The following is a 26,647-nucleotide window of genomic DNA, read 5'->3' as shown; positions in this document are numbered from 1 at the left end:
GGCACACCTTCCCGCGGCTCGGGGGCGGCGCGGGGGGGGGGGGGGGGGGGGGGCGGCGGGGCCGGGGGGGGGGGGGGGCGCCCCCCCGGGGGGGGGGGGCGGGGGGCCCCCCCGGCCGCGAACGGCCGGGCGGCCCCGGACCGTTCACGTACGGGATCGCGCTGAACCCCTGAGCGGGATACGAGCAGGGCCCGCTGTCAGTGGGCGGCCGAGTCCCAGTCCGGGCCGACGCCGACGGAGACGTCCAGCGGCGCTCGCAGCTCCGTGGCCGCCGCCATCTCGCGGATCACCAGCTCCTCCACCCGCTCCCGCTCACCGGGGGCGATCTCCAGCACGATTTCGTCGTGGACCTGGAGGAGCATGCGCGAAGCCAGCCCGGCCTCGGTCAGCGCCGAGTCGACCCGGAGCATCGCGACCTTCACGATGTCCGCGGCCGTGCCCTGGATCGGGGCGTTGAGCGCCATCCGCTCGGCCATCTCACGGCGCTGCCGGTTGTCGCTGGTGAGGTCCGGGAGGTAGCGCCGACGGCCGAGCATCGTCTCCGTGTAGCCAGTGGCCCTGGCCTCTTCGACCGCTCGCTGGAGATAGTCCCGTACGCCGCCGAAGCGCTCGAAGAAGGTGTCCATCAGGCCGCGCGCCTCGGCCGCCTCGATGTTCAGCTGCTGGGAGAGACCGAACGCCGAGAGGCCGTACGCCAGTCCGTACGACATCGCCTTGATCTTGCGGCGCATGTCGGGGGTGACAGCGGCCCGCTCCACACCGAACACCTGGGAGGCGACGGTGTTGTGCAGGTCCTCGCCGGAGGTGAACGCCTCGATCAGACCGGCGTCCTCGGACAGATGCGCCATGACGCGCAGCTCGATCTGGCTGTAGTCGGCGGTCATCAGCGACTCGTAGCCCTCGCCGACGACGAACCCCCGGCGGATCGCGCGGCCCTCGTCGGTGCGCACCGGCACGTTCTGCAGGTTGGGGTCGGTGGAGGAGAGCCGGCCGGTCGCCGCCACCGTCTGGCTGAAGGTCGTGTGGATACGGCCGTCGGCCGCGATCATCTTGACCAGGCCCTCGACGGTGACCCGGAGCCTGGCCTGCTCGCGGTGGCGGAGCATCAGGACGGGCAGTTCGTGCTCGGTCTGCGCGGCGAGCCAGGCCAGCGCGTCGGCGTCCGTCGTGTAACCGGTCTTGGTCTTCTTGGTCTTGGGCAGGGCCAGCTCGCCGAAGAGGACTTCCTGGAGTTGCTTGGGCGAGCCGAGGTTGAACTCGTGGCCGACCGACGCGTGCGCCTCCTTGACCGCCTGCTGCACGGCGGCGGCGAACTGCTGCTCCAGGGTGACCAGATGGGGCTGGTCGGCCCAGATGCCGTTGCGCTCCAGCTTGGCGAGGAGCGCGGAGGTGGGCAGCTCGATGTCCTGGAGCAGCCGAGTGGCCCCGACCTCCTCCAGCCGTCCGGTGAAGGCGTCGCCGAGGTCGAGCACGGCGCGCGCCTGCGTCATCAGGGCGTCCGCCTCGGCCTGGTCGTCGCTGCCGAAGGCGAGCTGTCCGTCGCCGGCGGCGGCCGGGGCGAGTTCGCGTCCGAGGTATTCGACGGCGAGGGCGTCGAGCGCGAAGGAACGGCGGCCGGGCTTGACCAGATACGCGGCGAGCGCGGTGTCCATGGTGACGCCGCCGACCCGCCAGCCGTGCTCGGGGGCGACCCGCATGGCGCTCTTCGCGTTGTGCAGCACCTTGGGGTGGTCCGCCGACGCGAGCCATGCGCCGAAGGCCTTCTCGTCGGCCTCGTCGAGCTGGGTGGTGTCGAACCAGGCTGCGGCGCCGTCGGCCGCCGCCAGCGCGACCTCGCTGATGCTGCCCGTACCGAGCGCCCAGGTGTCGACGAGGGCGACGCCCAGCGGCTCGTCGCCGTGCTCGGCGAGCCACGGCGCCAGCTCGCCGGAGGCCAGGACCTTGCCGTCGAGCTCGATGCCCGCCTCGGGGGCCGGCGCCTCGTCCGCGACGGCGCCGGGGTCCACACCGAGCAGCCGCTCGCGCAGGCTCGGATTGCGGATCTCCAGGACGTCGAGCACACCGGTGACGGCGGTCCGGTCGTACGGAGCGCGCTCCAGGTCCTGCGCGGTCTTCGTCAGCTCGACGGTGCGCACGAGCTCGGTGAGATGGCGGTTGAGCTTGACCGAGGGCAGGTGCTCGCGCAGATTCTGCCCGACCTTGCCCTTGACCTCCTCGGCGCGATCCACGAGCTCGGCGAAGGAACCGAACTGGTTGATCCACTTCGCGGCCGTCTTCTCACCGACTCCGGGGATGCCGGGGAGGTTGTCCGACGGGTCGCCGCGCAGGGCGGCGAAGTCGGGATACTGCGCGGGGGTCAGTCCGTACTTCTCCTGGACCTTCTCCGGAGTGAAGCGGGTCAGCTCGGAGACGCCCTTGGTGGGATACAGCACCGTGGTGTGCTCGCTGATGAGCTGGAAGGAGTCCCGGTCGCCGGTGACGATGAGGACCTCGAAGCCGGCTTCCTCGGCCTGGGTGGCGAGGGTGGCGATGACGTCGTCCGCCTCGAAGCCGTCGATGGCGAACCGGTGCGCGTTCATCGCGTCCAGCAGCTCGCCGATCAGCTCGACCTGGCCCTTGAACTCGTCGGGCGTCTTGGAGCGGTTCGCCTTGTACTCGGGGAACTCCTCCGAGCGCCACGTCTTGCGTGACACGTCGAAGGCCACCGCGAAGTGCGTGGGCGCCTCGTCACGCAGAGTGTTGGCCAGCATCGAGGCGAAGCCGTAGAAGGCGTTCGTCGGCTGGCCGGAGCCGGTGGTGAAATTCTCCGCGGGCAGCGCGAAGAACGCCCGGTACGCCAGGGAGTGCCCGTCCATGAGGAGCAGGCGAGGACGGTTGTCTGCGGTCTTCTTCGATGCTGTCTCAGCCACGTACCCGATCCTGCCACGCCCCACTGACAATCCTGACCCGCGCTCCACCCCGAGGGGCCCCCGGCGGTGCGTGACAGGATCGGGGGAGAGTTGTCGGGGGACGGGATCGCGGGACGAGTCCCGCCGTACGAGTGAGGAAGAGCGTGATGGCACGCAAGCCGCCTTCAGGTGACCCGGTCCAGGACGCGCCGCAGGTCGCCGACCCGCAGCACAGCGCGGCCGGGCTGCCGGCCGTGGCGCATTCGCTGCGGGTGGCCCAGCAGCAGATGGGCGTACGGCGCGCGGCGCGGACGCTGCTCAAGGTCAACCAGAAGGACGGCTTCGACTGTCCGGGCTGCGCCTGGCCTGAGGGCGACCACCGGCACACGGCGGAGTTCTGCGAGAACGGTGTGAAGGCGGTGGCCGAGGAGGCCACGCTGCGCCGGGTGACGCCGGACTTCTTCGCCGCGCACCCGGTCGCCGATCTGGCGAGGCGCAGCGGCTACTGGCTGGGCCAGCAGGGCCGTATCACCCAGCCGATGCTCCTGGAGCGCGGCGCGGGCGACAGCGCGGACGGTGACAGCGGTGAAGGCGGCGGCCGTGATGGCGGTGGTGACCGCTACGAACCGGTGAGCTGGGAGCGCGCGTTCGCGATCATCGCCGAGGAACTGACGGCGCTGGACTCCCCCGACGAGGCGCTGTTCTACACCTCCGGCCGTACGAGCAACGAGGCGGCCTTCCTGTTCCAGTTGTTCGCCCGCGAGTTCGGTACGAACAATCTGCCGGACTGCTCCAACATGTGCCACGAATCGTCCGGTTCGGCGCTCTCCGAGACCCTGGGCGTCGGCAAGGGCAGCGTGTCCCTGGAGGACATGCACCAGGCCGACCTGATCATCGTCGCCGGGCAGAACCCGGGGACCAACCACCCCCGGATGCTCTCCGCCCTGGAGAAGGCCAAGTCGGCGGGCGCGAGGATAATCTCGGTGAATCCGCTGCCCGAGGCCGGCATGGAGCGGTTCAAGAATCCGCAGACGCCGCAGGGCATGGTCAGGGGCGCGGCGCTCAACGACCTCTTCCTCCAGATCCGTATAGGCGGCGACCAGGCCCTCTTCCGGCTGCTGAACAAGCTGATCCTGGAGGCGGCGGAGGCGGACCCGGCCGCTGTCGACGAGGCGTTCGTCGCCGAGCACACCCACGGCTTCACGGAGTTCGCCGCCGCCGCGCGGGCCGCCGACTGGGACGAGACCCTCGTCGCGACGGGACTCGACCGCGCCGACATCGAGCGCGCGCTGTCCATGGTGCTGGCGTCGAAGCGCACCATCGTCTGCTGGGCGATGGGCCTGACCCAGCACAAGCACTCGGTCGCGACCATTCGCGAGGTCGTCAACTTCCTTCTGCTGCGCGGCAATGTGGGCCGGCCGGGCGCGGGGGTGTGCCCCGTACGCGGACACTCCAACGTTCAGGGCGACCGCACCATGGGCATTTTCGAGCGGCCCGCGCCGGCCTTCCTCGACGCCCTGGACCGGGAGTTCGGGATCACCTCGCCACGTCACCACGGCTACGACGTCGTGCGGGCCATACGCGCGCTGCGCGACGGCGACGCGAAGGTCTTCTTCGCCATGGGCGGCAACTTCGTCTCGGCGTCGCCGGACACCGAGGTGACGGAGGCGGCGATGCGCAACGCGCGGCTGACCGTGCATGTCTCGACCAAGCTCAACCGCTCGCACGCGGTGACCGGCGCGCGCGCCCTGATCCTGCCGACCCTCGGCCGTACGGACAAGGACGTGCAGGCGGGCGGCAGGCAGATCGTGACCGTGGAGGACTCGATGGGCATGGTGCACGCGTCGCGCGGCAACCTCGCCCCCGCGAGCCCGCACCTGCTGTCCGAGCCGGCGATCGTCGCCCGGATGGCGCGTGCCGTCCTCGGTCCGAAGTCGCTGACTCCTTGGGAGGACTTCGAGAAGGACTACGGGTCGATCCGCGATCGCATATCACGTGTCGTCCCCGGCTTCGAGGACTTCAACGAACGCGTCGCCAGGCCCGGCGGTTTCCAGCTCCCGCACGCCCCGCGCGACGAACGGCGCTTCCCCACCTCCACCGGCAAGGCCAACTTCACCGCCGCGCCCGTCGAGTACCCGGCGCTGCCGGAGGGCCGGCTGCTGCTCCAGACGCTGCGCTCGCACGACCAGTACAACACCACGATCTACGGCCTCGACGACCGCTACCGGGGCATCAAGGGCGGCCGCCGCGTAGTCCTGGTGAATCCGGACGACGCACGCCGACTGGGCCTGGCCGACGGCTCGTACACGGATCTGGTCAGCGAGTGGAAGGACGGTGTCGAGCGGCGCGCGAGCGGCTTCCGGGTGGTGCACTACCCCACGGCCCTCGGCTGCGCCGCCGCCTACTACCCGGAGACGAACGTGCTGGTGCCGCTGGACTCCACGGCCGACACCAGCAACACCCCGGCGAGCAAGTCCGTCGTGGTGCGCTTCGAGCACCGCTGACGGAACTTCCCGGTCCGCCTCCGCGCGTCGGTCCGTCCGAGCGCCGCCCCACCTAAGCGTTCGCTCAGTCATCTGATAAGACGGTGCCTACCAGCCCGCGTGGACCCACGCGCGGACCCACGCACGGAGCCGGTCGCGGAATCGCGCGCGGCGGAACGCACCGAAACATGCATTGAACACGTATCGCACCACACAGCCGATCGGAGCCGGACCCATGGGTGAGCAGCCAGAAGCGAACGACGAGTCCGCGGCGACGTTCCCGAAGGAGATCGTCGACGAGTACGCGCCGTACGACACCGACCTGACGTCGCTCTTCTCGGCCGGGCACCTCGGCAGCCGGATGGGCGTGCGGGTCACCGAGGCGTCCCCCGAGCGCGTCGTCGCCACCATGCCCGTGGAGGGCAACACCCAGCCGTACGGGCTGCTGCACGGCGGCGCCTCGGCCGTACTGGCCGAAACCCTCGGCTCCATCGGCGCGATGCTGCACGGCGGACGCAACAAGATCGCCGTGGGCGTGGACCTCAACTGCACGCATCACCGCGGCGCGCGTGGCGGAGTGGTGACCGGCGTCGCCACCCCGCTCCACCGGGGCCGCTCCACCGCGACGTACGAGATCGCGATCACCGACGAACAGGGGAAGCGGGTGTGCACGGCCCGCTTGACGTGTCTTCTCCAGAGCGGCGACGGCACCGGATTCATGGCGCGGAAAGAAGGCTGAGGGGCGAACCTCAAGGGATGCTCAAACGGGCCGGGAAAGGCACCGAACGGGCCTCTCGCGGCCCGCGGTGACCAACAGGTGAGACGCGCGACCGGCGTCGGACGGCCTTGAAACACGGCGGAAACGAAGGCCCGCAGGGACTCCCGCGGCGCCCCGTCCGCCGCCGGACCCCGACAAAGGAGAGCCAGGTGGGACCCTCGATGGTGACGTTGTGTTACACCTTGCGGTGCGATCCATTGTCGTGGCGCCCGATGCGCATTAGCGTCGGCGCATGAGCGGTATCGGCCCCGTCGAACCGGGCGAGGACACTTGTCACCATCCCGAGGCCCTGCTCACCGGGGCGGCGCGGCCTCGCATCCGCCTCACGGTGCCCCCGCGGCACCGCCGCAAGGCCGTTCTGGGCGTCGCCGCGACCCTCACGGCGGGCGGATGCGTGTACGTCCTGACGGCCCCCTCGCCACCTCCCGAGCCACCACCGCCCTGGCCGTCGCAGGTAGTTGGCTTCGCCTACGGGGGCGCCGCGCCGGAGAGCGAGCACGCGGGCGCGTTCACCTTCGGCGTCAGCATCTCGACCGAACCCGGCCGGCGCGTCACGGTCGACGCCCTCACCCAGCCGTCCGCGGCGCTGGCCGTTTCGACCGAACCGCCGGCGCCGTTCACCGTGCCGGCCGGAGGCTCCCGGGAGGTGCTGGTGACCGTCTACGTGCTCGACTGCGGGGAAGTACCACGGAATGCCGGGCTCCCCTTCCTGGATGTCACGTTGCGTAATGAACGGGCGGTCCAGAAACAGAGCCGTATCCTCGGCGGCGGATACCCGGAAGACCTCGGCGCGGCCATCGAAAAGGCATGCACCCGTTCCGCTCCGTAATCGCCCGATTACCGGCGTGGTCCTGCTGGTTCTCAGTATGTGGACTCACCAACAGTCTCAAATCACACGTCTTTCCCCTCCGGCACGGGCTTCACCACGCTTCCGTCATAACAAGAGCGTCACATCCTTGGTCCCACCTCTGCACCACCCCCACCAGCGCGCTTAGAGTCACGGCCAGTCACCGCGCCACCGGATTACTTTCAGTTCGGTTCCAGCGCTCGACCCGGCTTCCCAGTCAGGGACAGCCGTGCCAGAGGAAAGGACTGATCGTGCGTCACCGTTCCTTGTTCATAGTCACCACTGCGGTCACTGTAGGAGCCCTCACGCTTTCCGCTTGCGGCTCCCGCGACGACAGCAGCGAGGGCGGCGGCGGCGGAAAGAAGACCGTCGTCATCGGCCTCGACGCGCCGCTGACCGGAGACCTCTCCGCGCTCGGCCAGGGCATCAAGAACTCCGCCGACCTCGCCGTCAAAACGGCAAACAAGAACAACGAGGTCGAAGGCATCACCTTCGAGCTGGAGTCCCTGGACGACGTCGCCCAGGCCGCGACCGGCCAGCAGAACGCCACGAAGCTCGTCGGCAACCAGGACGTCATGGGCGTTGTCGGCCCCCTGAACTCCGACGTCGGCCAGGCCATGCAGAAGGTCTTCGCCAACGACAACCTGGTCCAGGTCTCGCCCGCCAACACCAACCCCGAGATGACTCAGGGCAAGGACTGGCAGAGCGGCAAGAAGGTCCGGGGCTTCGACACGTACTTCCGCACGGCGACCACGGACGCCATTCAGGGCCCGTACGCCGCGCAGTTCATGTTCAACGAGCAGAAGCTCAAGAAGGTCTATGTCATCGATGACAAGAAGACCTACGGAGCCGGTCTCGCCGCCACCTTCTCCGCCGAGTTCACGAAGCTCGGCGGCAAGGTCGTAGGCACCGACCACATCAACCCGGACGACAAGGACTTCTCGTCCGTCGCGAGCAAGGTCGCCCAGAAGGACGCCGACTTCGTCTACTACGGCGGCGAGTACCCGGCCGGTGCCCCGCTGGCCAGCCAGATCAAGAACGCCGGCGCCAAGATCCCCACCGTCGGTGGTGACGCTCTCTTCAGCGCCGAGTACATCAAGCTGGGCAAGAAGAACTCCGAAGGCGACTTCGCCAGTTCCGTGGGCGCGCCCCTGGAGACCCTGGAAACCGCCAAGACCTTCATCAAGGACTACGCGGCCGGCGGCTACGACGGCGCGTTCGAGGCGTACGGCGGCTACGCCTACGACTCGACCTGGGCGATCATCCAGGCCGTGAAGGCAGTCGTGGAGAAGAACGACGGCGAGCTGCCCGGCGACGTCAAGGACGCGCGCAAGCAGATCACCGAGGCCATGCAGGACGTCAAGTTCGACGGCGTCACCGGCACGGTCGGATTCGACGAGTTCGGCGACACCGTGAACAAGCAGCTCTCCCTCTACGAGGTGAAGGGCGGCAAGCACGTCCCCGTCAAGACGGGCGTGTTCGAGGGCTGACCGGGCTCACCAGCCCTCCCTCCTGTAGGACCTACCACCGCGCGGGGGCGCCACAGCGCCCCCCCGCGGCCGTATCTGACCCCACTCATTCGGAGGCCCCGCGGTGAACGATCTGCCGCAGCAACTTGCCAACGGCCTGCTACTCGGCGCGCTGTACGGACTCATCGCAATCGGTTACACGATGGTCTATGGCATAGTCCAGCTCATCAATTTCGCCCATGGCGAGATATTCATGATCGGCGGCTTCGGTGCGCTGACCGCATTTCTCTGGTTGCCCAGCGGTACCAGTCTGCTCATCGCACTGCCCCTCATGATCCTCATGGCGATGGCCTGCTCCGTGCTCGTCGCCGTAGGAGCCGAACGCTTCGCCTACCGGCCCCTGCGTGACGCGCCCAGGCTCGCGCCACTGATCACCGCGATCGGCCTCTCCATCGCACTCCAGCAAGCCATCTGGGCCTTCTACCCGGACGCCACGAAGTCCCGCCCCTTCCCCGAGTTCGAGGGCGGCAGGCTCGACTTCGGCGCGTTCGCCATCAGCCGCGGCGACCTCTTCCTGCTCATCGCCGCACCCCTGTGCATGATCACGCTCGGCGTGTTCGTCTCCAAGACCCGCACCGGGCGCGCCATGCAGGCCACGTCGCAGGACCCGGACACGGCCAAGCTGATGGGTATCAACACCGACCGCATCATCGTCACCGCGTTCGCCATCGGTGCCGCCTTCGCCGCCATCGCGGCGGTCGCCCACGGCCTCAAGTACGGCGAGGTCAACTTCAAGATGGGCTTCATCGCCGGTCTCAAGGCCTTCACGGCCGCGGTCCTCGGCGGTATCGGCAACATCTACGGAGCCATGATCGGCGGCCTGGTCCTCGGCCTCGCCGAGTCCATGGCCACCGCCTACATCGAGAACATCCCCGGCATGTCGCAGCTCGGCGGCGGCGCCTGGAAGGACGTGTGGGCGTTCGTCCTCCTCATCCTCGTACTGCTGCTGAGGCCTCAAGGTCTGCTCGGCGCGCGCGTCTCGGACAGGGCGTGATACCGATGACCACCACCACATCCAAGACGACCACCGTGCCCCCGGCCCACCGGGAGCAGCGCCCCGTCATCGGCCTGCCGCCCGCGGTGGCGAGCGTCGGCGCCGCGATCGGCGCCGTCGCGACGTTCGCGAGCACCTTCCTCGCCTGGACCTGGACCGCCGAATTCCCCGGCGACCTCACGGTCACCGGCTACCCCGGCGGCCTCCAGCTGCTCACCCTCACCGGTGCGCTGCTGACCCTGCTCTTCGTCGCCTCCGGTTACGGCGTACGCGGCCTCGGCTGGCTCTCCCCCGGCGGCAAGAACGGCCCCGTCCTTCTCCTCGCCCTCGGTACGTTCGCCACCACCTGGTACACGGTCATCGCGATCGCCGTGAATCTCGGCGGACTGGCCAACCTCGAACCGGGCGGCTACGTCGCCGCCGTCGCCTCGCTGATCACGCTCGTCGCGGCCCTCGGCCTCCCCTGCGACGTCCCGCACGAGCACCCCAGCCCCAACGCCTGGCAGCGGCTCGTCCAGTCGTTCAAGGCCCCCACGCCCGAGGAAGCCGCACCGCTCCCCGGCTGGGCCGAGATCCTCATCATCGCCGCCGCCTTCGGGCTCGGCCTGTTCGTCTTCACGTACGGCATCGACACCGAGGCCGCCGAGCTCTTCATCGGCTACATCCTCCTCGTCGCCTTCGGCGCGACCGCCGTTTCGCGGGCCGGCCTCAACCGCCGCCTCGCGAGCCTGACCTCGAAGCACAAGAACGTGACCGTGACCGCGGCGTTCGTCTCCGCGTTCGCCTTCCCGTTCACCCAGAGCAACGACGCGTACGCCTCCATCGGTACGAACATCCTCATCTTCGCCACCGTCGCGCTCGGGCTCAACGTCGTCGTCGGCCTCGCCGGCCTGCTCGACCTCGGATACGTCGCCTTCCTCGGCGTCGGCGCCTACACGGCCGCCCTCGTCTCCGGATCGCCGTCGTCCACCATCGGGATCCAGCTCCCGTTCTGGGCCGCCGTCCTCTGCGGCGCCGGTGCGTCGCTGATCTTCGGTGTCGTCATCGGCGCGCCGACGCTGCGACTGCACGGCGACTACCTGGCCATCGTGACGCTCGGCTTCGGTGAGATCTTCCGCATCACCATGCAGAACCTCGATGGATCGTCGGGTCCCGATGTCACCAACGGCTCCAACGGCATCCCGAACATCCCCGACCTGGACCTCTTCGGGTTCAACCTCGGGGAGCCACATACGATTCTGGGCGTCGAACTCGGCAGGTTCTCCAACTACTACCTGCTGATGCTGCTGTTCACGATCATCGTGGTGACCGTCTTCCGCCGCTCCGACCAGTCGCGCATCGGCCGCGCCTGGGTCGCCATCCGCGAGGACGAGACCGCGGCCAGGGCCATGGGCATCAACGCCTTCCGGCTCAAGCTGCTCGCCTTCGCGCTCGGCGCCACCCTCGCGGGCATGGCCGGCACCGTACAGGCCCACGTGACCTTCACCGTCACCCCCGCCCAGTACAAGTTCGTCGAAGCCGTCCCGCCGAACTCGGCGTTCCTGCTCGCCGCCGTCATCCTCGGCGGCATGGGCACGGTCAGCGGTCCCCTCATCGGCGCCTCGCTGCTCTACCTCATCCCGGCGAAGCTCCAGTTCATGTCCGACTACCAGCTGCTGCTCTTCGGCATCGCGCTGATCCTGCTGATGCGATTCCGCCCCGAGGGCCTCATCGCCGACCGCAGGAAGCAGCTCGAATTCCACGAGACCGGGCAACTGGACGCCCCCAAGGGCGATATCGGCCTCAGTAAAGCGGGGGTGTGACCCGAATGACCACCGACATCGAACCCACCGGCGCCGGATCCCCCAAGGCCGCCGCGGGGACCGCCGTCCCCGTGCTCCAAGCCACCGGCGTCACCAAGAAGTTCGGCGGCCTCACCGCCGTACAGAACGTCGATCTCCAGGTCAACACCGGCGAGATCGTCGGCCTCATCGGCCCCAACGGTGCGGGCAAGACCACCTTCTTCAACTGCCTCACCGGTCTGTACGTCCCCACCGAGGGCACCGTCAGCTACAAGGGCACCGTCCTGCCGCACCAGTCCCATCTGGTCACCAAGGCAGGCATCGCCCGTACGTTCCAGAACATCCGGCTCTTCGCCAACATGACCGTCCTGGAGAACGTCCTCGTCGGGCGCCACACCAGGACCAAGGAAGGCCTCTGGTCCGCACTCCTGCGCGGCCCCGGCTTCAAGAAGGCGGAGAAAGAGTCCGAGGAACGCGCCATGGAACTCCTGGAGTTCACCGGCCTCGCGGCCAAGCGCGACCACCTCGCCCGCAACCTCCCCTACGGAGAACAGCGGAAGCTGGAGATCGCGCGCGCCCTCGCGAGCGACCCGGGCCTCCTCCTGCTCGACGAGCCCACCGCCGGTATGAACCCGCAGGAGACCCGCACCACCCAGGACCTGGTCTTCGCCATCCGCGACCAGGGCATCGCCGTACTCGTCATCGAGCACGACATGCGCTTCATCTTCAACCTGTGCGACCGCGTCGCCGTACTCGTCCAGGGCGAGAAGCTCGTCGAGGGCACCGCCGAGGTCGTCCAGGCCGACGAGCGGGTCGTCGCCGCCTATCTCGGCACCCCCTACGAGGGCGCTCCCGGCGCCGAGGAAGTCTCCGAGGTGGAGGCCGCGGAGGCACACAGCACGGCAGGCAAAGAAGGAGACACCAAGTGACCGCACTACTGGAGGTGGAGGACCTCAAGGTCGCCTACGGCAAGATCGAAGCCGTCAAGGGCATCTCCTTCAGCGTCGAAGCCGGTCAGATCGTCACGCTCATCGGCACCAACGGTGCGGGCAAGACGACCACACTGCGCACCCTGTCCGGGCTGCTCAAGCCCTCCGGGGGCCGGATCGTCTTCGACGGCAAACCGCTCCAGGGCGTCGGCGCGCACAAGATCGTCGCGATGGGTCTGGCGCACTCCCCCGAGGGGCGCCGGATCTTCCCGCGTCTCACGATCGCGGAGAACCTGAAGCTCGGCGCGTTCCTCCGTAAGGACGCCGCCGGCATCGACAGCGACATCAAGCGTGCCTACGAGCTGTTCCCGATCCTCGGCGAACGCAGCAAGCAGGCGGCGGGCACCCTCTCCGGCGGCGAGCAGCAGATGCTCGCCATGGGGCGGGCGCTGATGTCGCGGCCCAAGCTGCTCATGCTGGACGAGCCGTCCATGGGACTCTCGCCGATCATGATGCAGAAGATCATGGCGACGATCGCCGAACTCAAGTCGCAGGGCACGACGATCCTCCTCGTCGAGCAGAACGCCCAGGCGGCGCTGTCGCTGGCGGACCAGGGCCATGTGATGGAGGTCGGCAAGGTCGTGCTCTCGGGCACCGGGCAGGACCTGCTGGTCGACGAGTCCGTGCGGAAGGCGTATCTGGGCGAGGACTGAGTCCACGCGCGTGTACGTACGCGAGAAGGCCCGCGTCCCGAAGGGGGTGCGGGCCTTCTCGCATACGTGCGGGCCGCTCTACTGCCCCTTCGCGGCCTTCTTCTCCTCGTCGTCCTCGATGACGGCCTCGGCGACCTGCTGCATCGACAGCCGCCGGTCCATCGAGGTCTTCTGGATCCACCGGAAGGCGGCGGGCTCCGTGAGGCCGTACTGGGTCTGCAGGATCGACTTCGCGCGGTCCACGAGCTTGCGCGTCTCCAGGCGGGTCGTCAGATCGGCGACCTCCCGCTCCAGCGCCTTGAGTTCGTTGAAGCGCGAGACGGCCATCTCGATGGCGGGCACGACGTCCGTCTTGCTGAACGGCTTCACGAGATACGCCATGGCTCCGGCGTCCCGGGCGCGCTCCACGAGATCGCGCTGGGAGAAGGCGGTGAGCATCAGGACGGGCGCGATCGACTCCCGCGCGATCTTCTCCGCGGCGGAGATGCCGTCGAGGACGGGCATCTTGACGTCGAGGATGACGAGGTCGGGTTTGTGCTCCCGCGCGAGCTCGACGGCACGCTCACCGTCACCGGCCTCGCCCACGACGGAGTAGCCCTCTTCTTCGAGCATCTCCTTGAGGTCGAGGCGGATGAGCGCCTCGTCCTCGGCGATGACGACTCGCGTCGTCAGGGGCGGGACATGCGACTTGTCGTCGTCGGCGACGGGCTGGGGCGACTCGGGGGCGGTCACTGAGGCTCCTCGTTCCAGGCAGATACTGCTCGTCAAGAGCCTACCCAGCTACGGTATGGTTGTGACACGGAGGGGACACCAATTCCTTCGTTTCAAAGGGCGCCCCGGTAGCCCAGCGGTAGAGGCAATGGTCTCAAACACCATCCAGCGTGGGTTCGAATCCCACCCGGGGTACTTTCCCTCCATTTCCATGATCGCATCAGACCTCCGAGGTCGCGCGTGATCATGTGATCGCGCGACCCTCCCGCTCCCGGTTCAGGAGGGCGCGACGGGCCAAGTCACGCCCAAGCCGATCCGCACGGCATTGGACGCGCATGACCCCTCCCCGTTTTGTCACAGCTGTGATACTGTTCTGAAATGCCAGCCCGAATTGACCTTGAACAGCGTCGCAAGGATGTTATCGAGGCGGGTTTCCGTCTCTTGGTCGCCGAAGGCCTCAGCGGTCTGTCGCTGCGGAAGGTCGCCGCCGAATCGGGATTGAACATCGGATCGGTGCGCCACTATTTCGACGATCACCAGAACCTCCTCATTGCCGCCGCGACCGAGGTCAGCGATCGCATGGGAAAAAGGCTCACCCGGTATTCGACCGACACATTGGTCGGACTCGAAGGTGAATCTGCCGTTGATGCATTTCAAGCCCTGGTCGAAGAATTGCTCCCGATCGACGAGGAACGCCGCGTCGAGTCGATCGTGCTGATGGAATTCATCGTTGCCGCACGGGTGAATCCGATCTTCCGTCCGGTGACCGAGAAGATGGCCGCCGATATGCGGCTGGTCATCACGGACGCCCTGGTCGTTCTCGATGTGCCCGAGCCGGCCGAGGAGGCCGAACGGCTCGTCGCGGTCCTGGGCGGCCTGATCGTCGATTCCGTGACGCCGCACGGCTCACTCGGCGTCGCACGTCTGCGCAAGACGCTACGGGCGCATCTGTGCTCGATATTGGTGACCGCCCCCGTCGCCGTACCGACCGCCGACTGACCTGATCCACGCACCATCAGGCACCGTCGAAGCACAGAAGGAGATCAGTTGTGCCCGCGTGGCTGTTCGCACTGCTCGCTGCGGCTTTTGTCCTCTACACCGACGACTATGTGATCGCGGGGGTCCTGCCGGAGATCGCCCGGGACCTGGATGTCAGCGAGGCCCAGGCGGGACAGTTGGTGACCGTCTTCTCCCTCACCGTCGCCCTGGCCGCGCCGGTCGCCGGGGTCGCCCTGGCGCGGGTGTCTCGCCGGCGCCTTTTCACCGCCTCGTTCCTGATCTTCATCGTGGCGAACCTGCTGGCGGCGTCGACCACCGGCTTCGCTCTTCTGGTGGCCCTGCGGATCGTCGCGGCGCTCGCGGCGGCGGCCTCGACTCCGGCGGTGTTCGCCTACGCCGCCGAGCGTGCCCCGGAAGGCCATATCGGCAGGTACGTCGCGGTGGTGGCGCTCGGTGTCACGGGCTCGATCGCCGCCGGAGTCCCGATCGGCACCTGGATCGGCGGTCACTTCGGCTGGCGAGCGACATTCGTCGCGGTGGCGGTGGCCGGAGTCGCGGCGCTGCTCTTCCTGCTGGTGACCCTGCCCCGTGAGAGCGCCGAAACCGGTGAAGTACTCACCGTCGCCGAGCAGTTGCGGGCCCTCGCCAGCCCACCGGTGTCGCTCGGACTCCTTGCGAACTGCGCACTCATGACCGGATCGATGATGATGCTCACCTACATGGCGCCGTACCTCGCCGCGGTGAGCGAGGCCAGCATCGATCAACGCGCGCTCGCGTTCAGCCTCTCCGGCTTCGCCGGCATCGTCTGTATCTGGGCAGGTGGAAAGGCCACCGACCGGTGGGGCCCGGACCGGACCCTGGTCGCCGGAATCAGCCTCTTCACCGGAATCATGGTGCTCCTGGGGGTGCTCTGGCTCGCCCGTCCCGTGCCGTTCTCCGTCCTCGTCGTGGTCGGGACCATCTGGGGCGGCATGGCCTTCTGGAACTCTCCGGCGATCCAGGCCCGCCTCTATCTGCTCGCCGGACCGGCGGCGGCTCAGGCACTGGCGCTCAACACGTCGAGCACCTATCTCGGAGTCTCACTGGGCGGAGCTGTCGGAGGCCTGACTCTCAACAGCGTGGGAGCCGGACTTCTGCCGGCCGTCGCGGCCGTCCTCGGACTGAGCGCGCTGGCACTGCTGGCGCTGGCCATCGGCGCCTCGAAGAAGACGCTGAGCGGTAAGGCGGTTCTTGCGGAACCTTGATTCCCACAAGAGTGAAGGATGGAGTTGAGATGAAGAATTTCATTCTGTTCGGTCCCGCCGACGCCACGGCAGACTTTCGCGGATACGAACCGATGCTGCGAAGCTCGACCACCGCGCAGGCGATCTTTTCCGAGATCGCCGAAGTGCTCGGGATTCCGGTGGACAGACTTATCGATGGAGAGGTCTCCCACCTTCATCCGGTGCCGCTCCGCTGGTACAGACAGATGGCCGCCATGCTCAGCGTGGCGCGAATCCTCCAGGACGATGTGGGCGCCGCCGCCGTGTACGGGGGCATCTCCCTGGGTGAGCTCGCCGCACTGCATTCGTCCGGAGCGGTCCCGACGGAATTGGTGGTGAATTTCCTCCATGAGAGGCACCTGCGGGACACCGACCGGGACGAGGCCATAGGGTTCGCGTTCGTGCCGGCCCCCGTCGACTGGCGCTACTACGAGCAGCCGGGCCGTATGACCATCTCCTGCGACTACGGGTCGATCTTCGACGGCGCCGGCCGAATGATCATGGTCTCCGGCTTACGTTCGGCGCTCGAATCGGCCCGTGCCGAGGGCCCTGCGGATCTCCAGGTCGTGGATCGTTCCCTCGCCCATCAGGCCTATCACTCGCCGTTCCGGGAGCCGAGTCGTCAGCGGCTCGAATCGCTCCTGAAACGGAATGCCCTCGCCCAGCCGACGACTCCGGTGATCACCGCGATTCCGGGCATGCACGCGCTGTCCACGGGTGCGGAGGCCGCGAAGGCGCTCATCGTCAGTGAGACCCAGCCCCTCGATGTTCCGGGTCTGGTGGGGGCCTTGCGGAATCACGAGCCCGACAAGGTGTACGTGATCAGCTCGTTCCTGCGCCAGTTGGAGATCGATTTCCATGCGCCGACCGAGTATGTGGACGATTCCTGGCTGGCACAGAAGTTCGGCCGGTGACATTCGCGTGACCGCATCCAAGGGAATCCCCTGTGCTTGAATCCGAGCAAATACTGGATCCGACGACCAGGTCCATCGCCGAAGCCGGCTGGGATGCACTCACCAGAAACGATCCGGATCTCCGGGCGCTGCTGGACGCCGAAGCGCGTTATCAGACGACGACCCTGTCGATGGTCGCCTCGGCGAGCGTCGCCGCTCCCTCCGTCCTCTGTGCGAATGGCACGGCCCTGTCGAACGTGACCGCGGAAGGCTATCCCGGGGCTCGATATCATCCGGGCGCCGCGAACTTCGACGAGATCGAGACGCTCGCCGTCGAACGTGCGAAGAAAGTTTTCGGCGCCCGATACGCGAATGTTCAGCCGCACTCCTGCTCATCCGCCAATCTGGCGGTGCTGGCGGCGCTACTCCCCCGCGGCGGCAGAATTCTCGCACTGGACCTCGACTCGGGCGGCCATCTCACTCATGGCGCGAGCGCATCGGTCAGCGGCAGGTACTACGACGTGGCCAACTACGGCGTCGAGGCCGACGGAACTCTCGACTACGACACGGTCCTCGGCCGGGCACTGGAACACAGACCGGACGTGATCATCGCGGGAGCCAGCGCATACCCCCGATGGATCGATTTCGCCCAGTTCAGGACCGTCGCTGACCGTGTCGGCGCCTATCTCCTGGCCGATGTCTCTCATATCGCGGGACTCGTCGCGGCGGGGCTGCATCCGAGTCCGATCGACTACGCCCACATCACGACGACCAGCACCTACAAACAGCTCGCCGGCCCCAGGGGCGGCCTGATCCTGCTCGGCAAGGACCACCGCCGGACATCCCCGGACGGTCGGACAGAGTTGTGGCGGCTGATGCAGCGCGCCGTGTTCCCGGGGTTCCAGGGCACCCCGGATCCGTCCTCGATCGCGGCCAAGGCACGCGCACTGGCGATCGCGTCGAGCGGCGGCTTCCGAGCGACGATGAAACGGGTCGTGGACAACGCGAAGGCGCTGTCCGACGAACTCCTCACACTGGGGTACGAGGTCCTGACCGGCGGCACCGACAACCACATGGTTCTGGTGGACGTCAGGACCGCGGGACTCACCGGAATCGTGGCCGAGCGCGCACTCGAAGAATGCGACATCCTGGTCAACAGAAACAAGATACCTGGAGACTCCTTTCCGCCCGCGGTAGGCGGCGGCCTGCGTTTCGGTACCAATATCGTCGCGCAGCGTGGAATGGGAACTTTCGAGGTCCGTGAATGCGCGGGCATCGTGCACGAAGTGTTGTCCGGCATCGAATTGAAGGATGCCACTCATTACGAACTGAAGGCGTCGCTCCGCGACTCCGCGCGCGACCGGGTAAGTGTTCTCTGTGAACGCTTTCCGCTTCGGTTCACCTATGAGGAGACTTCCCCGTCGGAAGGGTTACCCAGGACGTGATTTTCTCCGATTCCTCGTCCCAGTTGGATTCCTGTCCCCTGTCTTCGGCACTGGGAAGTCGTCCGGTACCGAACCGAGCACGACCGGGCGATCGCCTGAAACGGCGCCTCGACATGGAGCTTCCGGCCTCGCTCGAAGAAGCGCCGCACGAATCGGTTCTGGCGGTGGCGCTGGCGGCGCTCGTCCACCGCTACACCGCCCTCGACCGGGTCTCCATCGACAGGCTCGACGGCCCGTACAGAATCTCCGTCGGAATGACCGATGATTCGAGCACCGTCGATCTCATCGAGAGCGTGGACACCTCACCGCTCCCGGACCGCGCACACGGAGCCTTCGCCCTCTCGCTCGCCGGCGATTCCGGCGGTGCGGGCACCGAGACCCCGTATGAACTGGTCCTGTACGCGGACATGGCCTCGTCGGGGATGACCCTCAGCTTCGACGCCGTCAGATTCGAGGACGCTTCCGTCGACCGGATCACGGGCCACTTCAAGGTTCTGCTGGATCAGATGTCGGAAGCTCCGGACGCTCCTGTCTCGCGGTTGACCATCCTCACGGCCGCGGAGGCCGACACCATGCTCCGCGCCTGGAACGAGACCGAGACTCGTCTGACGGACGACATCTGCCTCCATCAGGCGTTCGAGGCGCAGGCCGCGAAGAACCCCGACGCCCTGGCCGCCGTCTCAGGTGAGGACTCGTGGTCGTTCGACAAGGTGAACCGGCGGGCGAACGAACTGGCCCATCGCCTGATCGGTCTCGGAGTCGGGCCGGACATCAGGGTCGGCATCCATCTGGAGAAGGCAGCCGGCCTCCTGATCGCGGTCCTGGCCGTCCTGAAGGCCGGCGGGGCGTACGTCCCACTGGATCCGCGGTACCCCCGGGACCGCCTCGCGCGGATGCTCCTCGGCACCAACTGCCAGGTTCTGATCAGCGGTCGGGCCCTCGAACAGACCCCTCCCGCACAGGTACCTCACCATCTGGTGGTCGACGAGGTGTGGAGTCGGCCGGATCCCCCCTCCGAGAATCCCGTCACCGAGGTCCGCCCGGACAGTCTCTGCTATGTGATCCATACGTCGGGTTCCACCGGATCCCCGAAACCGATCGCTCTGTGCCACCGTGGCGTGCTCAACAACATCGCCGATCTCAACGCGAGATACGGGGTGGGACCCGGTGATTCGGTTCTCGCGCTGTCCTCACCGAGTTTCGACATGTCGGTGTACGAGTTTCTCGGTCTCACCATCGCCGGCGGCACGGTGGTCATCCCCGATCAGGAGTCCGGCTACCATCCGGACTCCTGGCTGGATCTGGTTGTCCGGCACGACGTCACCGTATGGAACTCGGCACCTCCGCTGATGGAGCTGTTCCTGGATTTCGTCGAGATCACCGGCGACGCCCGGCCTCTCCCCCTGAAGCTCTCTCTGACCGGCGGAGACTGGGTGCCCGCGACGATGCCGGCACGCTTCCGGAAGGTCGCTCCCGGGCTCAGATTCGTAGCCCTGGGTGGTGCGACAGAAGCTTCGATTCATTCGACCGCCTTCGAGTCGGAAGAATCCATGGAATGGAGCGGCGGACACCTTCCCTACGGTTGGCCCCTCGCCAATCAACGGACGTTCGTTCTCGACGATCGGATGATGCCTGTGCCGATCGATGTCGCAGGAGAGCTCTATCTGGGGGGAGTTGGCCTGGCCCGGGGCTACCTCGACCGCCCCCGGGAGACGGGCGAGAGATTCGTCCAATGGTCTTACGGCGAGCATCCCGCGCAGCGTCTGTACCGTACGGGCGACATCGCGCGGCTCTCGCCCGACGGTCTGATCGAGATCCTCGGGCGAAAGGACTTCCAGGTGAAGATCAACGGGATGAGAGTGGAACTGGGGGAGATCGAGTCCACGATCGCCGCTCACCCGGGCGTCAGGCGTGCGGTGGTGGTGTCCCGGGTCGCTCCGAACGGTCATACGTCGCTGGCGGCGTACGTGACCGCCGAACGTGCCGGGACGCCGGACTACGCGTCGATCTTCGATTCGCTGCACGCACGGCTTCCGAAGCACATGATCCCCTCTTCCATCGAGATCGTTGATTCGCTGCCCCTGAACGGAAACGGCAAGGTGGACCGTCTCGCGTTGAGTTCACCGACGGAGGAAGGCATCCCCGCCCCGCGTGAAGCGGCCGAACCGGGCGGACCGGGCGGACCGGCGAATGACGGGAAATGGTATCGCCTGGTCATCGACGCGTGGCTGGACGTCCTGGGTGTTGACCACCTGGAGGGCCACGACAACTTCTTCGAGCATGGCGGGGACTCCATGAAGGCCATCAGAGGCATGGTCCGGATCGACCGACGGCTGCGGCTGTCGGACATCTACGAGCATCCGACGGCGAGCGCTCTCGTGGGCCATCTGACCGCCGTCTACGGCGAGTGTCCGAGTTCTTCGTCCTAGAGTCGCCCGACCTCCGGAGTAGCCATGGCCGTCTATCTCGTGACCGGCGCCGCGGGTTTCATCGGCGCCAACTATGTGCACCACGTGCTGGAGTGGGAGTCGCCGGATGTCGAAGTGATCGCGGTGGACTATCTGGGATTCGCCGGTAACTACCCCAACCTGGCACCCGTGTCCGACCGCATCGTGTTCGAGAAGGCCGACATCGCCGACTTGAAGACCATGGAGGCGATCTACCGCCGATACCGTCCGGACTTCGTCGTGAACTTCGCGGCGGAGTCGCACAACGACCGCGCGATCCTGGAACCGAGCGCGTTCATGCGATCGAACGCACTGGGGGCGCAGGTCATGGCCGAGTGCAGCCGACAGGTGCCGGTCCGGTCCCACGTCCATGTGTCGACGATCGAGGTGTACGGCGAACTGGCCTCCGGGGACAAGTGGTTCACCGAGGGGTCCCCGCTGAACGCGAAGACGCCGTACAGCGCGGCGAAGGCCGCCGGCGATCAGATCGTCCGCGCCTACATGCAGACCTATCCGGAGCTGAACATCCGGATGACCCACTGCGCCAACAACTACGGTCCCTACCAGTTGCCGGAGAAGCTGATTCCGCTGGCGGTGACCAACCTCCTGCGTGGTCGGAAAGTACCGGTGTACGGCGACGGGTCGCACAGCCGCGACTGGCTGCACGTGGCCGATCACTGCGCGGCGGTGCACCTGGTGCTCCATGCCGACCTGGGACCGATTCCGGCGCGGGCGGCCACGGAGCCGAAGCTGCTGCCGATCTTCGACATCTCGGCTCGCTGTGAGGTCGGCAATCTGGACATGGCGGGCCGCGTCGTCACGATGCTCGACCTGGACCCGTCGGAGTGGATCGAGCACATTCCGGACCGGCCGAACCACGACCGCAGGTATCTGATCAGTCCGGAGAAGATCGAATCAGAGCTGGGCTGGCGGCCGGTGCACGACTTCGACGCCGGTATGGCCGAGACGGTCGCGTGGTACGTGGAGCATCGCGACTGGTGGGAGCGGATCATCGAGGAGAGGGGCGAACTCGGCTTCGACTGGGACAGGGTACGCGCCGCCGGGAGCGCGTCCTGACACACCGGACCGGGCCAAGGGCATGGCTGCCGCGTTCGCGACGAATTGAGTCGCCCGACTCGATCCGATGTTCGGCAATCCCGCTCCGGGAGGCCGGACTTTCGGCCAAAGGGCCGGCGTGGCGAACACGGTGGAGGTTTACGGAAGATCGAGTAGCGGGCAGGCATTACCAGTCGGCGTCCCTCGCCCGGCAACGCTTCAACCCGGCTTTATCCGCCTGTAGTTCCGCGCTCCCGGCGCCCTTGGGAGCCGTGCGGCTTCAGGCCCCTCCGTCATGCCCGCAACTCGCTCTTCATACGCGTGGGTCAGGCGTATGACGTGCGGTGCGATACGGGCGGACTCTCGGCTCAGGAAGCCGAACAGCCGCAGGTCACAAGGGATTTGGAGCAGTGGTGCTTGCCCAAACCTTTACGTTTTATCACGGGCGGGATAGAGTGTGCTCACGACCACCCCGGGGCGACCGGGCGTAATTCACCGACCCAGCGATCCGATGGGTATGTAGGCGTGTGCGCTAGTACTGCAATTTTGAACGAAGTACCTCCACAGCAGCGGTGAAGGGGACGAGTGAAAATGCAGTCGGTTCCACCGAGGAACGAAGTCAAGATGTACCGACCGCAGGTGGAACCGTCCTCGCTGATACGTCTCCGACAGGTTATCGAGTCCGGCTGGATCGGCCTCGGACCCGTCACAAGACAGTTCGAACAAGAGCTGGCCGTCCCGGACTTGATCGGAAAGAACCCGGTCGCGGTCAATTCGGGCACCGCCGCCCTGCATCTCGCGCTGGTCGTGGCCGATGTGCCGAAGGGCAGCGCGGTGGTCGTTCCCGCCAATACGTTCGTGTCGACGGCGGCCGTCGCACTCCAGCACCAGTGCCGTGTGATTCTCGCCGACATCGAACGCGCCACGGGCAACATCGACGTGGGCTCGGTTCGGGACATCCTGGACACGGAGCCGGACGTCAGCGCCATCATCGCCGTCCACTACGCGGGGATCCCCTGCGACCTGGCCGGGCTGAACGAGATCTCCCACACGTACGGGGTGACGGTCATCGAGGACTGCGCCCACGCCATCGGTTCGGTGTGGCAGGGCCGCCCGATGAGTGAGTCGCCGAACATCCAGGCCTACTCGTTCCACGCGACGAAGGCGCTCGCCATCGGTGAAGGGGGATGCGTCACCTTTCCCGATGCCGCCTCCGCGGAGCGGGCGAAGCGCCTGCGCAGACTCGGAATCGATATGAGCGCCCGATCCTGGGGAAATCCCTACGACATCCCCGAGCTCGGCTTCAAGTACAACATGGGCGATATCGCGGCGGCTGTCGGGCTGGCCCAGTTGGAGGGCCTGCGGGAGAACCTCCGAAAGCGCCGGTCGAACCTGATTCGATACCGGGAACGCCTGGCCGGTTCGCCGGTGGAACTCGTACGGGAAGCCGGTGATTCCGACCGCTCCGGAGGTTTCGCCGTACCGATCCTGGTCAAGGATCGAGAACGGGTGAGGAAGGAACTCGATGCCGCCGGAATCGAGTCCGAAATCTACTTCAGGCCGCTGGGCGCATTCCCGATCGGCGCTACGCGTCCCACTCCCGTCGCCGAGCGCTTCGCCCAAGACGTCATCTGCCTTCCCATACATCCGCTGATCAGTCTCGACGAGATCGACTACGTCTGTGACCGGTTACGCGAATGTGTGGCATGAATGCTGGCGCGCCAGGGACGATCCGTGAGATTCGGGAATCCACCATGCAGACGATTGAATCCGTTCCGGAGTTACGCGCGGAGTGCCATCGCCGGCGTAATTCACTCACCGCACACGCTCTCCCCATTCCGCTGACCGACCTCCGGGGCTGGTCGATGACGGAGGAGGGGGTCCTCGCCCACCGGACCGGCCGGTTCTTCCGGGTCGTCGGCGCACGAGATCTGTCGGACGCGAATCACCCCTTCGAACAGCCGCTCATCGAGCAACGCGAAGTCGGCGTGCTGTGTCTGTTCGTCACGCGGTTCGACGGCGAGTTCCGCGGACTGGTCACGTTCAAGTTCGAGCCGGGCACCCCGGACGGGATCGAGGTCGCACCCACCGTCCAGGCCACCCGGAGCAACTACGAAGCCGCCCACGGCGGTACGCGCGTGCCTGCCGTCGATCTGGCCCTGTCCGACGAAGTACCCACACTGGCCGACGCGTTGCAGCGCGAGCAGGAGTCCTGGTTCCTCGGGAAGGTCAACCGCAACCGCATCATCCTGCTCGACGCGGACGACGCCGTCGACGTCGGCCGGACCGTCCCGGAGAGTCACTGGGTGCCGATGGCGGTTCTCCTGGCGGCGGCGCTGGAGAGTCGTCTGCTCAATATGGATCTGCGGTCGGTCCTGTCGATGTGGCCCCTGGAGGCCACCGCGTCCCCGCACGGCCTCGGCCCGGTGACGACAGGACCGCATCCGAGCGGAGTGGTACCGGACCCTGGGGGGTCGGATCCGGAGGTCGTACCGCTGAGTCGGTTGTCGCGGTGGCAGGTCGCGGACAGCATCGAGCACAGCCAACGCCGGTTCTTCGCCATCGTGGGCTGCCGTGTCGAGGGGCAGGGCCGTGAAGTCGCGTCCTGGGACCAGCCGCTGCTGGCACCGGTCGGCATGGGTCAGTGCACGCTGTTGATCCGGCCCGGTCACGACGGCCTCGATGTGCTCGTCGCGGAGAGAGTGCGGATCGGATCGGTCCGCGGGCCCAGTCTTGAGCCGCGGTTCCTGCGAGGCGACATCTCCGACTACGCGACGGCGGCCCGGCGGCGATCGATGATCGCCGAGTCGTCTGGTCTCGTCCGCTGCCATGAAATCCACTCCGCGGTGCACGCCGAGGAAGGCGGACGGTTCCGCGGCGCCCTCGCCACCTACCAGTTGGGCCTGCTCACCGACGGCGTCGATGAGGAGCCGGCCGACGGGTGGATCTCGCTCAAGGAGATCGAGGAGCTGGATCAGCGCGGTGACCGGCTCAGCGTCGAGCTCCGCACCTGTCTGACGATGATCAAGGGCCTCATCACGATCGGAACCCTGAAACCATGATCGCGGCGATCGGGAACTCCGAATACCTGGGCCGGCGGGTCGCTCCCCTGCTTCGGGAAATCAACCGCTCGGACGATCCCCTCATCCTGGGCACCGATCACCCGCGCGAGGCCCGTTCCGCCGAGGGACCGGAGCGGATCCGGATCGCGGACCGCGCGACCGTGCTGGCGAATCGGAACATCGAGACTGTCTATGTCTCCAGCGCGACGGGCCGTCACTTCGACGACTGCCGCGCGGTGTTGGCCGCCGGAAAGCACGTTCTGGTGGAGAAGCCGGTCTGTCTGACGGCCGCCGAGACCCGAGGGCTGGACCAACTGGCGCGGGCCGTCGACCGCACGGTTTTCGAGTGCCTCTCCTATCCGCACCACCCCAGTTGGACCGAGTTCGTCGCACGGGTGCGTGACGAGGAGTGGACCGACCAGGTGGCCGTGTCGGCGGTGTTCCGCATCCCCCAACGAGACCCGGCGGACTTCCGTCGCCACCCCCGGCACGGAGGGGCGGCCGCGGATCTGGGTACGTACTGCGTCGACGCGCTGGTGAGGCTCGGTGCCGTGGCCGAAGACCTCGACATCGGCAAGGTGTCGTCAGCGGACCCGGACCTGGACGCGGACTCCGACTCCGACGGCGGTGCGGCGAGGACGAGTCGCCGGATCGACGGGCGAATCTTTACCTACACCGGGTCATGGGCCATCGGTGAGGGCTACACCAACAGCGTTGTCGTCGAGGATCCTCACCGCCGTACGGAGCTGCTCCGCGCCTTCTCACCGCCGCTGGACGCTCCGGGCCGAGTTGCCGAAAGAAGACCGGGCCAGGCCGAGCCGCGAATCGTCGAGACCTGCGAGCCGGCCAACGCCACGCGAGCGTGCCTCTCCGCGGGAATGACGCACCTGCGGGATCCGACGACGGCGGGCCTGGTCGACTTCCCGGCCATTCTGCGCCGAGTCGCCGCGCTGGAAACCATAATTTAGGCATTCCCGCGCACACCCATATCTCTGGACCAAGGATCGACCACGGCCTGATGAGGGCCGGAAGGCGGTATGCAATGGGGACGACGAAACCTGCGAAAGAAGGAGTCGCCGGAATCGTTCTGGTGGGGGGCACCGGTTCACGACTGTTTCCGGCCACCCGCGTGGTCAACAAACATCTGCTTCCGGTCTACGACAGGCCGGCGATCGCATTCTCCATGGACGTGATGAGAGAGTGCAGCGTCGATACTCTGGTCATCGTCTGCAATGCCGCGGACGAAGAGATTTTCCAAACCATTCCCGCCTGGCTGGGATACTCGGAGATCGACATCCGGACGGTTGTCCAGAAGGAACCGAACGGCATCGCGGGCGCGATCGCCTGCGCCAGGGACTATCTGGAACCCGAGGGATACGAGCGGATCGTCGTTTCGCTCGGTGACGCGCTCTATGTGTCCGGCTCGACCTGGTCACGGGAAATACTCAGGCCGGCCGACGCGACGGGGTGCGCCGCTGTTGTCGCGGTTATCGAACACCCCGACCCGAAGGACTTCGGGATCGTGGAGAGTACCGCGAGCGGGAGAGTCGTCCGTGTTCAGGAGAAGGCGGAGGTACACGGGAGCAGCCAGGTGTGTACGGGTCTCTACTCCTTCGACGACTCGGTATGGACGAGGCTGGAATCGATCGTCCCGTCAAACCGGGGTGAGTTGGAGATGACGTCTCTGCTCGAGTCGTACATCCATGCCGGGGGCCTTACCGCGGTGACGGTGCCCGCGGAAGCCGGGTGGTTCGACATGGGGACACCCGACCGTCTGGTTGATGCCGCGGTCGCTCGCCGGCGACTGCTCGCGTAATTTCCGCCATACAT

At 67.1% G+C, this 26,647-nt stretch carries 20 protein-coding genes and 1 tRNA gene; 19 read left to right on the top strand and 2 right to left on the bottom strand.

Annotation, left to right across the window (positions count from 1 at the left end; all coding sequences use genetic code 11):
* Window positions 1-197: 197 nt before the first annotated feature.
* On the bottom strand, window positions 198-2,909 hold the full coding sequence (gene polA, locus ACIBBB_RS12515; protein WP_398981011.1) for a DNA polymerase I: 2,712 nt from the start codon (window positions 2,907-2,909) through the stop codon (window positions 198-200).
* 146 nt (window positions 2,910-3,055) lie between these two features.
* Between polA and ACIBBB_RS12510 the strand changes: the two genes are divergently transcribed.
* From ACIBBB_RS12510 to ACIBBB_RS12475, 8 genes are all read left to right on the top strand, one after another.
* The gene (locus ACIBBB_RS12510) at window positions 3,056-5,392 is read left to right on the top strand and encodes an FdhF/YdeP family oxidoreductase (protein ID WP_398981010.1); all 2,337 of its coding nucleotides are present in this window, start codon (window positions 3,056-3,058) and stop codon (window positions 5,390-5,392) included.
* A 214-nt stretch (window positions 5,393-5,606) separates the two neighbouring features.
* On the top strand, window positions 5,607-6,110 hold the full coding sequence (locus ACIBBB_RS12505) for a PaaI family thioesterase (RefSeq protein ID WP_398981009.1): 504 nt from the start codon (window positions 5,607-5,609) through the stop codon (window positions 6,108-6,110).
* 271 nt (window positions 6,111-6,381) lie between these two features.
* Window positions 6,382-6,978 carry a Tat pathway signal sequence domain protein gene (locus ACIBBB_RS12500; RefSeq protein ID WP_398981008.1) on the top strand — a complete coding sequence of 199 codons (597 nt, stop codon included), beginning with the start codon at window positions 6,382-6,384 and terminating at the stop codon, window positions 6,976-6,978.
* Window positions 6,979-7,247: 269 nt separating this feature from the next.
* Entirely contained in the window at window positions 7,248-8,486 is a 1,239-nt protein-coding gene (locus tag ACIBBB_RS12495) for a branched-chain amino acid ABC transporter substrate-binding protein (RefSeq protein WP_398981007.1), read from the top strand.
* Between the two features lie 103 nt (window positions 8,487-8,589).
* The gene (locus ACIBBB_RS12490; RefSeq protein WP_329389016.1) at window positions 8,590-9,519 is read left to right on the top strand and encodes a branched-chain amino acid ABC transporter permease; all 930 of its coding nucleotides are present in this window, start codon (window positions 8,590-8,592) and stop codon (window positions 9,517-9,519) included.
* A 5-nt stretch (window positions 9,520-9,524) separates the two neighbouring features.
* A complete protein-coding gene (locus tag ACIBBB_RS12485; protein WP_398981006.1) occupies window positions 9,525-11,321 on the top strand; it encodes a branched-chain amino acid ABC transporter permease in 1,797 nt (598 codons plus the stop codon).
* 5 nt (window positions 11,322-11,326) lie between these two features.
* Window positions 11,327-12,229: an ABC transporter ATP-binding protein gene (locus ACIBBB_RS12480; RefSeq protein ID WP_398981005.1), complete on the top strand. Its 903-nt coding sequence runs from the start codon at window positions 11,327-11,329 to the stop codon at window positions 12,227-12,229.
* Window positions 12,226-12,942: an ABC transporter ATP-binding protein gene (locus ACIBBB_RS12475; protein ID WP_189108589.1), complete on the top strand. Its 717-nt coding sequence runs from the start codon at window positions 12,226-12,228 to the stop codon at window positions 12,940-12,942. Before ACIBBB_RS12480 ends, ACIBBB_RS12475 begins: the two co-directional genes overlap by 4 nt.
* A gap of 78 nt (window positions 12,943-13,020) precedes the next feature.
* On the opposite strand, the gene ACIBBB_RS12470 is transcribed toward ACIBBB_RS12475, so the two are convergent.
* Window positions 13,021-13,674 carry an ANTAR domain-containing response regulator gene (locus tag ACIBBB_RS12470; RefSeq protein ID WP_398981004.1) on the bottom strand — a complete coding sequence of 218 codons (654 nt, stop codon included), beginning with the start codon at window positions 13,672-13,674 and terminating at the stop codon, window positions 13,021-13,023.
* A gap of 101 nt (window positions 13,675-13,775) precedes the next feature.
* On the opposite strand from ACIBBB_RS12470, the gene ACIBBB_RS12465 reads away from it, so the two are divergent.
* From ACIBBB_RS12465 to ACIBBB_RS12415, 11 genes are all read left to right on the top strand, one after another.
* Window positions 13,776-13,848: transfer RNA gene (locus tag ACIBBB_RS12465), tRNA-Leu, on the top strand.
* A 183-nt stretch (window positions 13,849-14,031) separates the two neighbouring features.
* Window positions 14,032-14,652 (top strand): TetR/AcrR family transcriptional regulator, encoded by a 621-nt coding sequence (locus ACIBBB_RS12460; RefSeq protein ID WP_398981003.1) that lies wholly within the window; start codon window positions 14,032-14,034, stop codon window positions 14,650-14,652.
* A 50-nt stretch (window positions 14,653-14,702) separates the two neighbouring features.
* Window positions 14,703-15,896 (top strand): MFS transporter, encoded by a 1,194-nt coding sequence (locus ACIBBB_RS12455; protein ID WP_398981002.1) that lies wholly within the window; start codon window positions 14,703-14,705, stop codon window positions 15,894-15,896.
* Between the two features lie 29 nt (window positions 15,897-15,925).
* On the top strand, window positions 15,926-16,828 hold the full coding sequence (locus tag ACIBBB_RS12450) for a hypothetical protein (protein ID WP_398981001.1): 903 nt from the start codon (window positions 15,926-15,928) through the stop codon (window positions 16,826-16,828).
* Between the two features lie 32 nt (window positions 16,829-16,860).
* On the top strand, window positions 16,861-18,252 hold the full coding sequence (gene glyA, locus ACIBBB_RS12445) for a serine hydroxymethyltransferase (protein ID WP_398981000.1): 1,392 nt from the start codon (window positions 16,861-16,863) through the stop codon (window positions 18,250-18,252).
* 113 nt (window positions 18,253-18,365) lie between these two features.
* Window positions 18,366-20,681: an amino acid adenylation domain-containing protein gene (locus tag ACIBBB_RS12440; protein WP_398980999.1), complete on the top strand. Its 2,316-nt coding sequence runs from the start codon at window positions 18,366-18,368 to the stop codon at window positions 20,679-20,681.
* A gap of 24 nt (window positions 20,682-20,705) precedes the next feature.
* Window positions 20,706-21,776, top strand: a complete 1,071-nt coding sequence (locus tag ACIBBB_RS12435) for a dTDP-glucose 4,6-dehydratase (protein ID WP_398980998.1) — start codon at window positions 20,706-20,708, stop codon at window positions 21,774-21,776.
* Window positions 21,777-22,379: 603 nt separating this feature from the next.
* Window positions 22,380-23,465, top strand: coding sequence for a DegT/DnrJ/EryC1/StrS family aminotransferase (locus ACIBBB_RS12430; protein ID WP_398980997.1), 1,086 nt, complete (start codon window positions 22,380-22,382; stop codon window positions 23,463-23,465).
* A gap of 44 nt (window positions 23,466-23,509) precedes the next feature.
* Window positions 23,510-24,817 carry an NDP-hexose 2,3-dehydratase family protein gene (locus ACIBBB_RS12425; RefSeq protein WP_398980996.1) on the top strand — a complete coding sequence of 436 codons (1,308 nt, stop codon included), beginning with the start codon at window positions 23,510-23,512 and terminating at the stop codon, window positions 24,815-24,817.
* Window positions 24,814-25,785: a Gfo/Idh/MocA family protein gene (locus tag ACIBBB_RS12420; RefSeq protein WP_398980995.1), complete on the top strand. Its 972-nt coding sequence runs from the start codon at window positions 24,814-24,816 to the stop codon at window positions 25,783-25,785. The genes ACIBBB_RS12425 and ACIBBB_RS12420 overlap by 4 nt, the downstream gene beginning before the upstream one ends.
* Window positions 25,786-25,859: 74 nt before the next feature.
* Window positions 25,860-26,633 (top strand): sugar phosphate nucleotidyltransferase, encoded by a 774-nt coding sequence (locus ACIBBB_RS12415; protein WP_398980994.1) that lies wholly within the window; start codon window positions 25,860-25,862, stop codon window positions 26,631-26,633.
* Window positions 26,634-26,647: the final 14 nt, after the last annotated feature.

The sequence above is a fragment of the Streptomyces sp. NPDC051217 genome, assembly GCF_044455465.1.
Lineage (GTDB): Bacteria > Actinomycetota > Actinomycetes > Streptomycetales > Streptomycetaceae > Streptomyces.
This window is presented reverse-complemented; position numbering and strand designations above follow the sequence as displayed.